12 protein-coding genes are annotated in these 14371 nt (G+C 34.0%); 8 read left to right on the forward strand and 4 right to left on the reverse strand.

The annotated features are described in order from the left end of the window. Positions 1-48: 48 nt before the first annotated feature. On the reverse strand, positions 49-684 hold the full coding sequence (locus tag EGX95_RS08005; RefSeq protein WP_000687263.1) for a pentapeptide repeat-containing protein: 636 nt from the start codon (positions 682-684) through the stop codon (positions 49-51). A 281-nt stretch (positions 685-965) separates the two neighbouring features. Further along, the gene (locus EGX95_RS08010; RefSeq protein WP_000458529.1) at positions 966-1511 is read right to left on the reverse strand and encodes a hypothetical protein; all 546 of its coding nucleotides are present in this window, start codon (positions 1509-1511) and stop codon (positions 966-968) included. A 323-nt stretch (positions 1512-1834) separates the two neighbouring features. Here EGX95_RS08010 and topB point away from each other — a divergent pair, with 323 nt between their 5' ends. Together topB and EGX95_RS08020 are read left to right on the forward strand one after the other, a co-directional pair. Beyond that, a complete protein-coding gene (gene topB / locus EGX95_RS08015) occupies positions 1835-3979 on the forward strand; it encodes a DNA topoisomerase III (protein WP_000766744.1) in 2145 nt (714 codons plus the stop codon). 268 nt (positions 3980-4247) lie between these two features. Then, positions 4248-5495 carry a DUF4153 domain-containing protein gene (locus tag EGX95_RS08020; RefSeq protein ID WP_001064724.1) on the forward strand — a complete coding sequence of 416 codons (1248 nt, stop codon included), beginning with the start codon at positions 4248-4250 and terminating at the stop codon, positions 5493-5495. A 126-nt stretch (positions 5496-5621) separates the two neighbouring features. Here EGX95_RS08020 and EGX95_RS08025 read toward each other — a convergent pair whose 3' ends face one another. Then, the gene (locus tag EGX95_RS08025; protein ID WP_000103775.1) at positions 5622-6587 is read right to left on the reverse strand and encodes an arsenic resistance protein; all 966 of its coding nucleotides are present in this window, start codon (positions 6585-6587) and stop codon (positions 5622-5624) included. 294 nt (positions 6588-6881) lie between these two features. Between EGX95_RS08025 and EGX95_RS08030 the strand changes: the two genes are divergently transcribed. The 5 genes from EGX95_RS08030 to EGX95_RS08055 all read left to right on the forward strand — a co-directional run bounded on the left by EGX95_RS08030 (position 6882) and on the right by EGX95_RS08055 (position 12366). Beyond that, positions 6882-7574 carry an FMN-dependent NADH-azoreductase gene (locus EGX95_RS08030; RefSeq protein ID WP_000522519.1) on the forward strand — a complete coding sequence of 231 codons (693 nt, stop codon included), beginning with the start codon at positions 6882-6884 and terminating at the stop codon, positions 7572-7574. Between the two features lie 240 nt (positions 7575-7814). After that, positions 7815-9173: a branched-chain amino acid transport system II carrier protein gene (gene brnQ / locus EGX95_RS08035; RefSeq protein ID WP_001284775.1), complete on the forward strand. Its 1359-nt coding sequence runs from the start codon at positions 7815-7817 to the stop codon at positions 9171-9173. Positions 9174-9256: 83 nt separating this feature from the next. After that, entirely contained in the window at positions 9257-9676 is a 420-nt protein-coding gene (locus EGX95_RS08040) for a VOC family protein (RefSeq protein ID WP_000750837.1), read from the forward strand. A gap of 330 nt (positions 9677-10006) precedes the next feature. Continuing rightward, positions 10007-11656, forward strand: coding sequence for a copper resistance CopC/CopD family protein (locus EGX95_RS08050; protein WP_000114296.1), 1650 nt, complete (start codon positions 10007-10009; stop codon positions 11654-11656). Between the two features lie 89 nt (positions 11657-11745). Then, a complete protein-coding gene (locus tag EGX95_RS08055; protein WP_000821407.1) occupies positions 11746-12366 on the forward strand; it encodes a YcnI family copper-binding membrane protein in 621 nt (206 codons plus the stop codon). 42 nt (positions 12367-12408) lie between these two features. Here the strand turns inward: EGX95_RS08055 and EGX95_RS08060 are convergent, their stop codons facing one another. Further along, positions 12409-13314 carry a DMT family transporter gene (locus EGX95_RS08060; protein ID WP_000192810.1) on the reverse strand — a complete coding sequence of 302 codons (906 nt, stop codon included), beginning with the start codon at positions 13312-13314 and terminating at the stop codon, positions 12409-12411. A gap of 97 nt (positions 13315-13411) precedes the next feature. On the opposite strand from EGX95_RS08060, the gene EGX95_RS08065 reads away from it, so the two are divergent. After that, positions 13412-14281 carry a LysR family transcriptional regulator gene (locus EGX95_RS08065; protein ID WP_000156743.1) on the forward strand — a complete coding sequence of 290 codons (870 nt, stop codon included), beginning with the start codon at positions 13412-13414 and terminating at the stop codon, positions 14279-14281. Positions 14282-14371: the final 90 nt, after the last annotated feature.

A 14371-nucleotide genomic window follows, 5' to 3' on the forward strand; every position in this document is an offset into this window, starting at 1 on the left:
ATTAAAAAATCCATGATTCGGGATAGGGTTCTTTTTATCTTCGAAATACTAATCTTTAATTATTAATCCTAATAAAGTCGCAAACTGAACAGCTTGATATGTAGATACTTTACATCCCCTTAAATCGCTCACTGAAACTGTCAGAGTATTAAAATTAGAAGAGCTAATATCGATCCCCTTCAGTGATGTCTGGTCAAAATTAGCTTCGTCAAGGCTACATAATTGGAATTCAACTTTTTTTAGTTTACAGTCAAAAAAATCTGCACTATTTAATGAAGTTTCATTAAATACAATCTTTTCTAGTTTAGAATTTCCAAATGCAGCTAAGTTCAAAATAGAATTCTCAAATTTAACATTTCCTAAGCTAGATTCTGCAAAATTAACCCCGATTAATTTACTGTTTTTAAATTCGACTCTGTGAACAGAAGAATTGCTTAAATTAACATTTGATAAATCACAGTTTTCAAAACAAACATCTGTAATATCAATATTGCTAAAGTCTGTATTCGTGAACTTACAATTCTTTATCACAGCATCATATAATCGTACTCTATCCACAGATTCATTTTCGAAAGTGGAATCGATAATTTCACACATTTCTAGTGTAGGATCTTCTTCATAAAAAATATCTTGAAAATTTTTTGAAGATAACTCTGGTGAAATTTTGGGTCTATCAATTTTCATGGTATATCAATCCTCTTCTATTTGATATATAAGTGTAATTTAGGTTTAGTGAATCCCCGAAAGGAACATTAGTTCTTATTATACAAAATCATACGTTTTTTTGTGAAGAGGATTTTGGTTACCTTTTTCTAATTTAATAATCACAGTGTTATTGTTTCTTAAGAAATAAAGCCCTAATAAATAGGAGAACTGCTAATACATTTGTTACAGAGAAATCCTCTTGCATACCTAAAAGTATCGCTTCTTCTAAGGTTTCTGATTTAATAATTTTGTTTTAAGTGTTAGTGCATATGTTGTTCATACTCGTGTGAAGTTGAAGGAGTAAAATCGGGGAATGTTATGAATACCGAAACAATGATTACAATACTAATTGAAAGCAATAATAAAAAGCATCGGTGGATCACAGTAGAAAACCTTTCTGATAAAATTTGAATTATAAATGACATAGTAATCGTTATAGTAAATAAAAGGCTGATAAACAGTATACTATGAGCTTGTTGCGCATTTAGCATTTCTGTAATCATTGCTCCCATCATACTTGCCATTACCCCAGAGAACATTCCTTCTAAAGCAGTATATAGATGAAAACGTAGACCAACTAAAAAGCCGATACAACCACTAATTAAAATAGCAAGTAAAGTAGAATATAGTAATTCCCCCTTAAAGAGAATGCCTAAGTAAAAACCAATACTTAAACCGATACTCATACTAAAAGACATAATAAATACCATATACTCCATTAGGGTACCCTTACGTTTAGAAATATTGGATGCAATAAGAATTGAGGTACAGCAAAGTGTTAAGGTAGTTAACGTATAAGCAAACATTATGATACCTCCTTGTCCTATCGTTCATTTCATCATATGTGTACTTATGATAATTTATATCTGCATATTATCTGCACAATTTCATAAATGAAAGCAAGGTGGCGTTTTGATTTTTTTACGTCTTTTTTTACGTGTGAACATGTGAAAGAAAGTGTTATATAATGAGTTTCTATTGTGAAGCAATAAAGAATAAGCGTATAATATTATAGTTATCCCATTACTCGGGATAACCCGCGAATGATAAATAAGATTGTTGTTTTATCATCGCTTCTAAACAGATAGACAATGAAAGTAACAGTGGAATACAGATAGGGAGTTATAAAATGAAATTAATTATTGCCGAGAAACCAGATCAAGGTTTGGCTCTTGTTTCACAGTTTAAATATCGCCGGAAAGATGGATATTTAGAAGTAGAAGCGAATGAGTTATTTCCAAATGGAGCGTACTGTACATGGGCAATTGGTCATTTGACGCAGTTATGTAATCCAGAACATTATCACGCAGAGTGGAAAAAATGGTCACTTGATACGTTACCGATGATTCCTGAACGATTTCAATTTGAAGTAACAAAGTCGAAGTATAAACAATTTAACGTTGTGAAACAGCTGTTACATAATCCTCAGGTAACAGAAATTATTCATGCGGGCGATGCTGGGCGTGAAGGGGAATTGATTGTACGAAATATTATTAACCTTTGCAACGTGCAAAAGCCGATGAAACGTCTTTGGATTTCATCTTTAACGAAACAAGCTATTTATCAAGGATTTAAAAACTTGCTTGATGAATCAGACACGATTAATACGTATTATGAAGCATACACAAGATCTTGTGCTGATTGGGTTGTTGGTATGAATGCATCACGTGTGTTTAGTATTTTGTTAAAGAAAAAAGGAATGAATGATGTATTTTCAGCTGGTCGTGTACAAACACCGACACTCGCGTTAATCGTAAAGCGTGAAAAGGAAATAGAAAACTTTAAGTCAGAGCCGTTCTGGGAAGTGTTCGCAACCTTTAATATAGAAGGAAAGAAGTATGAGGGGAAATGGGAGAAGGATAGTGAATCCCGCTTAAAAGACCCTGATATGGCGAATAAAATTGCGGCATTTTGCCAAGGTAAACCGGCAGTAGTGAAGGAAATGAAAACGGAGCGTAAAGAATTTCAGCCGCCGCTTTTATTTAACTTATCATCACTGCAAGCAACGGCAAATAAAGCCTTTAAGTTTTCACCGAAAAAGACGCTTGATATAACGCAAGCACTATATCAAAAAGGGATTGTTTCTTATCCTCGTTCGGATTCCAACTATGTTACCCAAGGAGAGGCAGCAACGTTCCCTGATATTTTACAGAAGTTAAGTCAGTTTGATGAATATAAAGGTTTATTACCAGCTCCGGTTGAATCGATTATGAATAATAAGCGTTATGTGAATGAAAAGAAAGTAACAGATCACTACGCCATTATTCCGACAGAGCAAGTTACAAATCCAAGCAGACTATCAGGTGATGAAAAGAAAATTTACGATATGATTGTTAGAAGACTTATAGCAGCTCACTATGAAGTTGCAATCTTTGACTATACAACGATTGTAACGCTTGTAGATGAACGTGCTGAATTCATTTCAAAAGGAAAACAGCAAATTCAAGAAGGCTGGCGTAAAGTTATTTTCCAAGACGATAAAGATGACGAAACCATTCTTCCAATTGTAGCTGAAGGTGAAGAAGGAAAAGTTGTAAAAGTGAAAGTGAAAGAGGGAAAAACACAACCACCGAAGCGTTATACAGAAGGACAACTTATTACGTTAATGAAAACAGCTGGTAAGTATTTAGAGAATGAAGAGCTGGAGAAAGTATTAAAGAAAACAGAAGGTTTAGGCACAGAAGCAACTCGCGCTGGAATTATTACGATGCTGAAAGACCGTAAATATATAGATGTGAAGAAGAACCAAGTGTATGCGACCGATAAAGGGAAAGTATTAATTACCGCAATCGGTGACAAAATACTAGCTTCACCAGAAATGACAGCGAAATGGGAGCAGCGCCTTGCAGAAATTGGTGAAGGCACGGCTTCACCAGCTACATTTATGGAACAAACGAAAAAGCTATCAGCTAAAATTATTGAAGATGCAGTGGAAATGTCAGAGAAATGGGACTTTACTGGATTGCATGTTGAATCGATTGAGCGAAAAGGATCGAAATTTACAACAGGTAAAAAGGTTGGTAGCTGTAAAAAATGTGATGGCGATGTGATTGATAAGTCAACGTTTTACGGCTGTTCTAATTACAACACGACACAATGTGACTTTACCATCTCGAAGAAGATATTAAGTAAAACAATTTCGCAAAAGAATATGACAAAGCTATTAAAAGGTGAAAAGACCGATTTAATTAAAGGCTTTAAAAAGGGCGAGAAAACATTTGATGCGAAATTAGAGTGGAAAGATAATAAGATTAATTTTGTATTTGAGAATTAAGTTGTTTTAACAAATAAAAATATGATAATTAAATTATATCCTATAGAATAGACGCTTAAAAAAGTCTATTCTATAGGATATTTTTTTTGAATAAGTAGTACTATATATTTTTGTTTGAAATAAAATATACAATAAAAAAATCTTTATAATTGATAATTATTTATTGTAAAACGATAAATTTTGTATTAAAATCATTATCATAATAAATCAGTGAGATGCTTTTTATAGAAAGGTAACAAAGCTGTTTTTTATTAGAGGAGGTAAAACTATGAACAATCAAAATTTGATTATCGAAAATATGGATAACCCTCATGAGTTGGAGAGAATGTATAGAAAAGACCCGAAAGCTTTTAAAAAGTCATTCTCACAAGCATGGGATGAAAACTCTGATTCTCAGGTGCTAGCCGCCTGGTATGAAAGGTTGCATTTCAAGGGAAAGACAAATGCAGAAAAAATATCACTGTTTCAAAAAGGTTTCTTATTCATGGGCATGTTAGCTATTCTGGCCGGGATAAGCACCAGAATCATTTTCTACTTTGTCGAACAAGAAGCAATTGCTCCAATTAACCTAGCTTTTGGTGTAATTCCCTTTATTGTCGCTTATTTTGTCTACCATAATACGCCGAAAAAAAGTATTATTTATTCCCTTATAGCGTTGTTCCTAATTTCCGGGATATATCTTAATACGTTGCCATTAAATTATAAAGACAGTATTATCCTTGCTTATTTACATCTTCCTATATTTTTATGGATCTTGGTAGGACTTGCGTTTACAGGAAATGAATATTCAAAAGGCAGTACAAGATTAGCTTATATTAAATTTAATTTGGAATATGCCCTTCTCTACGCCAGCATGGCAGTTAGCGGAATGATTCTAGCAGTATTCACCATGCGTTTATTTAGCTTTGTTGACTTGGATATAGGAGAATTCTATTTTAGTAATGTTGTGTTATTTGGTGCTGCTGCTCTTGCTATTGTGGCTGCATATTTAGTATCAATGAATCTTAAACTTGCTAAAAATATTACACCATACATATCTAAAATTTTTAGTCCTCTCGTCTTGATTACGTTGCTAATCTATCTTATAACGGTTATATGGGTCGGGAAAAATCCGTTCTTGGACCGCAATTTCTTAATGGCCTTCAACGGAATACTTCTTGGCGTATTGGCCGTTACCATATTTTCTATCGTTGAGAGTGACTCAGACGAGAAAAAGAACATTTCAGATTATATAAATTTTTCCTTAATTGTTCTGGCGCTTATTATTGACACTGTGGCTTTGTCAGCTATCGTATTCAGACTTTCTTCTTACGGGATTACACCTAATAGACTTGCTGTTTTAGGGGTAAACATACTGATCTGGGCAAATTTAATTTGGATTATGTTTTCCTATATGCGTTTCTTGCAAAACAAATCAGGACTGACAGCTATCCAAGATGCCGTTACGAAGTATTTGCCAATTTACGGACTTTGGGCAGCTTTCGTTATATTTACGTTTCCTTTAATTTTTAATTAGAAAGGAACTGTTAATGTAACGACAAATTAATTCTTCTATAACGTATAAAATGCTTAGAGCCGATAATGATCGTTCATTATATAATTTCTCGACAATAAAAAACGTCCTATAGCAGGACGTTTTTTATTATGTATATTGCTGCTTCTTCTTAATAAGTAACAACACCTGTGAAACACAAGCAAGTACTGGCAGTTCAATTAACGGTCCAATAACGAGTGCAAGTGCAATAAGAGGCTCGTCAGGGAAAGCAGTCACAGCAATAGCAAGAGCAACAGGTGAGTTTCTTGCTAACGTTGTTAAGTTTAGACTTACTGTATCTTTATAAGATAAGCGCATAACGTGCCCGATAAATTGTCCTAGTACAAAATTAATGATGAAGAACAATAGAACAGGAATGAGTAATAATAAAACGACATTCATATTTTGTAGTAAATATTTACCTTGTGATGCAAACATTGCTACGATTGCTAAACTTAAAAATACAATTTGGGCAGAGCTGAAAAACGGAATGAGTTTATTCTCGAGCGTTTCAGCTTTTTTCAGTTTATTCATAATGAATTTTGTAGCGTGTGCAAGTAAAAATGGTAAGACGATTACGATAACAATACTTTCTACTAAAACAGAAACCGCTACAGTCTTCATAATACCAGCGAATAAAAATAAATAAATGGGAAGTAGTAGTACTTGCAAAATTAAATTTACAGGTAAAATCGCAGTAGAAAGTGCTACATTTCCTTTCGCTATTTCAGTAAAGATTAAGTACCAATCTGTACATGGAGTAACCATTAACATAATAAATCCAACCCAAAGCGCAGGGTGATCTGAAAGAAATAGTGCCCCTAATCCCCAAGCGAGTAAAGGTGTCCATAAGAAGTTAATAGTAAGACTTGTTCCAGCAAATTTTAAATTACGAAATCCGTTTTTTATTTCTTTTAATGGGATGCTGAGGAATAATCCATATAGCATGAAAAATAAAAAGGGAACAATAAATTTGTCTGAATACATATGTATAACATTAAATTGTCCAAGTATGATGCCGCATGTAACAGCAAAAAGAATAATAAAAGTTTGAATCTTTTCTATCGTGCTCATGAATGAATCCTTTCTAAATATGAATTTTCCTCTCTAATTTTATTATACAAGTAATAAGGCTGTAATTTGGTGTTCAATTGTATTTTAGTTAATATTTTTAATTCGAGACTTATTTTTTTATTAAAAGTTACTTGACTAAAGTAAGTGACTATATTACAATCACTTACATAAGGTAATTAAATAACAAAAAGTTTTAATTAACTTTCCTTAAGGTATCAATTGGAACTTTTTATTAGAATAAGAATTTTTATGATGTTGAATAATGAATATGATAAGAAAGTTTAGGTGAAGAAAATGGGATTATTTAGCTCGTTATTTGGTAAAAAAGAAGAAAATACAAAAGTAGAGGGGAATAAAAAAATGTCAAAAGTATTATTTGTAAAAGCAAACGATCGTCCAGCGGAGCAAGCAGTTAGTTCAAAAATGTATGAAACATTTGTAAGTACTTATAAAGAAGCAAATCCGAATACAGAAATTACAGAGTTAGATTTATTTGCATTAGATCTTCCTTATTACGGAAATATTGCTATTTCAGGTGGATACAAACGTAGCCAAGGTATGGAGTTAACAGCTGAAGAAGAGAAGGCAGTTGCTACAGTAGATCAATATTTAAATCAGTTTTTAGAAGCTGATAAAGTTGTATTTGCGTTCCCATTATGGAACTTTACAGTACCAGCACCATTAATCACATATATTTCATACTTATCTCAAGCTGGAAAAACGTTTAAATATACAGCTAATGGCCCAGAAGGTTTAGCTGGTGGTAAGAAAGTAGTTGTGTTAGGTGCTCGTGGTTCAGATTACTCTTCAGAACAAATGGCTCCTATGGAAATGGCAGTTAATTACGTAACAACTGTACTTGGATTCTGGGGCATTACAAATCCAGAGACTGTTGTAATTGAAGGGCACAACCAATATCCAGATCGCTCACAACAAATTGTTGAAGAAGGTCTAGAGAACGTTAAGAAAGTAGCGGCGAAATTTTAATTAATTGATAGTAAAATGGAAAAACCAACATGGATGACCATGTTGGTTTTTTAGTCTATTTTTCATGTTAAAAAATGTATATTTATAAAATAAAAGAAAAGTTTGAAAATAGTATTGCAAAATATTATATAGCAAACTATAATGAGTTCAAGAATAGTTGATACTTAAATTAAATGTTCAGAAAATTCAATTAGTTAAAATTGGAAAATGAGATAAGGAAATTTGAATGGGGGTTATATTATGGCGAATAAAGTACCGTTTTCGTTCATAGTAGTTATTGGATTAATGTTATTTGCACTATTTTTTGGAGCAGGAAATTTAATTTTTCCGGCAATGCTTGGTCAATCGGCAGGAGAAAATGTATGGATTGCTAACGCTGGATTTTTAGTAACAGGTGTTGGATTACCATTACTAGGTGTACTAGCATTTGGTTTTTCGGGTAAAGATGATTTACAGTCATTAGCAAGTCGTGCTCACCCAGTGTTCGGGATTGTGTTTACAACAGTTTTATACTTGGCGATTGGCCCGTTATTTGCAATACCAAGAACAGGAAATGTTTCTTATGAAATTGGTCTTAAACCGTTTATGCCAGAGGGATTAGGTTCTACACCTTTAATTCTTTTCACAATTGTATTCTTTAGCATCACTTGTTTTTTTTCGCTAAATCCTGCGAAAATTGTCGATATTGTTGGAAAAATCTTAACGCCAATTAAGTTAACTTTCATCGGTATTTTAGTAATCGTTGCTTTTATTCATCCGATTGGAGAAATGCAAGCACCAGTTGAAGCTTATACATCACATGCATTCTTTAAAGGGTTCCAAGAAGGATACTTAACGATGGACACGCTTGCATCATTCGTATTCGGAATCATCATCATTAATGCAATTAAAGAAAAAGGTGCAAAAACGAAAACACAAATTATGGTCGTTTGTGCAAAAGCAACAATCATTGCAGCATCTATTTTAGCAATTATCTATACAGCACTTTCTTATATGGGTGCTTCAAGTGTTGCAAAGCTTGGACATTTAGAGAACGGCGGAGAAGTATTAGCGAAAGTTTCTAACTACTATTTTGGATCATATGGCGGAGTATTATTAGGGTTAATGATTACAGTAGCTTGTTTAACAACTAGTGTGGGACTTGTATCAGCATGTTCTTCATTCTTCCATAAGTTATTCCCAAATGTTCCTTACAAAACAATTGCAATCACGCTATGTATATTTAGTGCAATTGTTGCAAATGTAGGATTAACACAATTAATTGCAGTTTCTGTTCCAGTATTAACAGCAATTTATCCACTAGCAATCGTATTGATTTTCTTAACATTCTTCCATTCATTATTCAAAGGAAGAGCTGAAGTTTATCAAGTGAGCTTAACTGTAACATTTATTATCAGCTTATTCGATGGATTAAGTGCAGCTGGAGTTAACGTTGAAGTAGTAACCCAAGTGTTCACTAAATTCCTTCCGATGCAGGAAGTAGGATTAGGCTGGATCTTCCCAGCGATTATCGGTGGATGTATCGGATATGGCATTAGCGTTTTAAAATTAAAAAATCAAATTCAACCAGCAGCAAATACGAATAAGAAAATAGGTTAAATAAAAAAGTTATAGAACTTGTTTCTATAGCTTTTTTTGTTACTATTAATAATGAAAGAAAATAAAGTAGTAGGGGAAATAAAATGAAAAAAACAATTGATCATATCGGCATCGCAGTTCGAGATATAGATAGTACGATACGTTTTTATGAAAAAGTGTTGTCAGGAACTTTAATAGATCGTTACGTAAGTGAAGCGCCTGGTGTTGAAAGTGAAGTAGCCATTCTTGAAGTGGATGGAGATAGAATTGAATTGCTTGCGCCGACAAATAACACCACTTCACCAATTGCCCGATTTATAAAACAAAAAGGTAAAGGTGTTCATCACGTTGCATATCGAGTAGATGATTTAGATGTAGCTTTAGAGGAATTGAAAGAACAAGACATTCGAACGTTAGAGCATACGCTTCGAATGAATAAACACGGCAGAAGATTAATCTATCTTAATCCAGCGGATACAGAGGGAACAATCATAGAGTATTGTGATTATCCGGAAGAGAAATAGAAGAAGGATATTTTTAAGAAGGTGTTACGTAATAACGTAATACCTTTTTTATTTATGCATTTCACACTTTCTTCACAAATGATTCACGATAACTTTTCCTCTTCAGGAACTTACATAAATATATTTTATGATATAATAACAATCGACTTTAAAAATGTAAGTTGTATCTATGAAGGTAGTTACTATTGTATTAGAAGCTTAGAGGTGAGAGAGAAATAAATAGTTATACTGTATAGAAGATTATATTTAATCAGGTTAATATTTAGTCCGAGAATCCAACTCGGGAAGTAAAAATAATGAAAATATAGCGATGAGGAAGAAAGAAGTGAAATGAGTGTGAAAGTAATGAAAAGGTTAGGGACATTGTTATTCATTGTATGTGTGCTTATCATATTGATACCGAAAAGTGCATCTGCTCATGCATACGTTGTGAAATCAAACCCTACTGAAAATGAAACATTGAAGAAAGCACCGTCTGTTGTGAAAATCGAGTTCGATGAGGACATACAAATCTCAAGTTTTAATACATTGTACGTGAGAGATACATCAGGTAAAAGGGTCGATTTAAAAGATGCTCATATTGATAAAAAAAATAAAAAACTATTAGAAGCTGGATTGAAAGAGAATCTTAAAAATGGTCTCTACTCTATTCAGTGGAAAGTGATTTCAGCTGATGGACATCCAATTCAAGGAGTTATTCCATTCCGTATTGGATTAGCGGAAGCTGGAGCAGATGATATACAAGTAGAAGAGATGGGATATGTTCCGCAAATTGATATGATCATGGAACGTGGAATTTTATATACAAGTTTCTCACTATTTATAGGAGTGCTATTCTTTAATCTTATTATGTATAAAGGGAATGCAACCTCGGTTCGATCAAGGAGTAAGAACATAATATGGATTTCCTTATTAGGGATATTTATTAGCTTGTTATTCAATCTACCACTGCAAGCGAAAATAAATGCTGATGTTTCATGGCTAGAAGCATTCAATCCTTTACTATTAAAAGAAACGTTACAGCTTTCTGTTTTTAGTTATGTTTGGATTACTCAAATGGCTCTAATTAGTTCGCTTATAATCGTTACGTATTTTGCGATGAGGCGTGAGAAGCTATCGTCTTTTAAAGTATGGAGTATTCCAATAGTGTTGTTTATTGGAATACTTGTTATGAAAGCATGTAATAGTCACGCATATGGTTTAAAGTTTAAAGATATTGCTGTTGTTATGAATTTTTTACATTTATTCGCAGCTTCATTATGGATTGGTGGTTTATCGTCTATTATTCTTCTGTTACGTAAAGAGGATAACAAATGGAATATGTATTGGGATATGATTAAGCGTTTTTCACCGTGGGCAACATGCGCTGTCATTGTGATTTTAATAACTGGTCTTTTTAACAGTACATTTTTTATTCCAACAATCCACTCGTTATTTGATACGAAGTATGGATTAGCTTTACTAGCAAAGATACTTTTATTCGTTTTCATGGGGATATTGGGAATTATTCATTATGTGAAAGGGAAAATGAGAGCGGAGCAAGGATTAGGTGCTACGGTAAAAGTAGAGTTTATCATTGGAATTATCATTTTCGTAATCGTAGCTTTTATGACAAATGTACAAACACCACCGATGCCTCCTACTGGACCTTTTACAGAGAGTAAACAATTAGATAATGGATATGAAATGACGCTAAATGTAAGTCCTAATAGAGTAGGACAAAATATATTCCATATTACTTTAAAGGATGAGAACGGACAACCTGTTACTGATATGGAACAAATTATATTAACGACTCAATCGTTAGATATGAATATGGGAAAAGGATCATTTAAAGTTTCGGCAGTTTCACCGGGAGAATATGAAGCAGAAGGTATGTATATTAACATGACAGGCAACTGGAATATACAAGTACATGGATTAACGAAATCGCTTGATAGCTTCGATACGGATTATAAATTTATTGTAGGTGGCAGATAAAGTGAAACTTTAAGCAGCCCTCATCAATTGGGCTGCCCGGCGAATAGCGGGATAAAGAGTAGGTATAGATAAAAAGGAGCTAATTGAAAATGAAACGCATAAAAAAATTAGGAACAACAATGATCGCAACAGTAATTGCAATGGGAATTTTTTCGTTACCTGTTAGTGCACACGTCACTGTGAAGCCAGCAACTTCTGACATCGGCTCTTGGGAGACTTACACGATAAAAGTACCAGTTGAAAAGAATGTAGCAACAACAAAAGTTACACTGAAAATACCGTCTGGTGTGGAATTCCAACAGTATGAACCAGTGCCAGGATGGAAAATGGAAGAGCAAAAAGATAATGCCGGAAAAGTGAAAACTGTAGTATGGGAAGCAATAGGAGAAGGGATTTTACCCGGTCAGTTCCAGCGATTTACTTTCGTCGCTAAAAATCCGGATAAAGAACAAAAAATAGCTTGGGATGCATATCAACAATATAAAGACGGAGAAATTGTTGAATGGACAGGCGATGAGAAAGCTGAAAAACCGCATTCACTTACTACAATTGCAAAAGGTACGTCATTAACAGGAGAACATGGTGAAGTATCTAATGTAGAAAAGAATGAAGGTACTAGTAATATGCAATTGATAGCGATTGTTTTATCTATTTTGGCAATTGTATCTTCGGTAGGTGCGTGTGTTTTTGTAGTGCGTCGTAAAAAATAAGATATAAAAAAGAGCCTACAAATAGTAGGCTCTTTCTCATATTTATTTCACTTCAACCTGCTGCCTTACAGCAAGTGTTTTCGGCTTTATATTTACAAAACAAATGCTCACTACAATAAATAATAGTCCGATAAATAAGCTAATAGTAATGGCTTCATGTAAGAAAATTGAACTTACAATAATAGCGATTAGAGGAATGAGAAATGTATAAGCCCCTACTTTACTCGCTTCACCAGCTCCAACGAGTGTGAAGTATGCAAGCCACCCCATTGCAATAACAAAGAATGAAATAAAGAGTAGTACACTAACAAATGGCATACTCCAAGCAATACTAGACCAACTTTCAAATTCTGAGCCAAATCCGATTAAACAAAGACCACCGATAAGAAGCTGAATTGTTACCATCCAAATGGCATTAACACGGTGACCAGTCTTCTTAATGAATACTGTGCCAAGTGCCCAGCCAATAGCGCATCCTAACGCGAGAAGGATTCCAATAACAGAAATATGTCCTGTTAAACTGCTTGAGCTAATAACACCTACACCAATAAATCCGAGAACAAGCCCGAAAATTTTCAAGCCGTACATTGATTCTTCAAGCCATATCCACGAGAAAATACCGAGTAAAACTGGTTGTAGAAATACAATGGCGGAAAATAACCCAGCAGGCATATATTGAAGACCAACAGTTTGTAACCCGTAAAATATAATGATGTTAAGTAAAGAAGAAATAACGTATAAATGCCACGTTTCTTTTAAATGTAATTCTTTATATTTGGGTAGAGCGAAAAGGAGTAAAATGAATCCTCCAATTAAAGTTCGAACGCCTGCAAATAAAACGGGTGGTGTATAATGCAGGGCAAACTTAGATAAAGGCCAATTGATTCCCCACATAAAAACGAGGAAGGTAAGGATTATGGCCGTCTTAGTTCGAGAAAGCTGTGTCACGGTAAGACCTCCTTGTTGTTATTCATTTCATTATGATATGATATCGAATGTAATAAATAAAATGAATCTTTTTTATAAGGAGTATAAGTGATTAGTTATGACTATTACACAACTGCAAGTATTAATAAAAACTATTGAGTTAGGTAGTTTTACGAAGGCTGCCAGGGTGTTAAATATGACGCAGCCAGCTGTAAGTCATGCAATTTCAAGTATTGAGTCAGAGTTAGGAGTTACGATTCTTATACGTGATAAACGACAAGGATTACTCGTTACAGATGTAGGAAACAGAATTCTTGTACATATTAGAGAGATTTTGAACGGTGTAGAGAAGATTGAACAAGAAGTTGCGATGGAGAAAGGACACGAAGTGGGGACGATTCGAATTGGGAGTTTTCCGAGTGCTTCTGCACATTTCTTACCGAAAATGATAAACCATTTTAAGGAGAAGTATCCGAGCTTAGAGGTCGTTCTTTGCGAAGGAACAATTAAAGAAGTTGAAGATTGGTTAATATCGAGGGTTGTTGATATAGGAATTGTTATTTTGCCTAATAAAGAGATGGAGATTGTCCCATTAACGAAGGGAAAAATGGTTGCTATCTTAAGAGAGGATCATCCTCTTTGTAAGAAGGACTCTATTACAATTCGTGATTTGGAGAATGAACCGATCATATTATGTAAGGGCGGATACGAACCACCCATCATTGATATGTTTAAACAAGCCAACGTACCACTTCGGGCTGAGTATGTAATTTCTACCGTTACTACCGCTTTAAATATGATTCAAGAAGGGCTAGGTATTGCAATATTAGCTGAATTATCTTTAACGAATTTACCACAGAATGTGCAAACGAGAGAGTTGGAACCGCAAGTATGGAGAGAAATTGCTTTAGCTGTTCCTTCATTAAAGGATTCTTCAATCGCTGTACAGCTATTTATTGAAGAATTTCAAGCGCTATTTGCAGAATAAAAAGGGGTGTCTCATATATCATAATGGGGCACTTTTTAATTTACTTATAAAAAATCTATGAAAAGGATTGACTTATTTTTTAGTTGTAAC

The organism is Bacillus sp. FDAARGOS_527 (assembly GCF_003812125.1).
GTDB lineage: Bacteria > Bacillota > Bacilli > Bacillales > Bacillaceae_G > Bacillus_A > Bacillus_A paranthracis.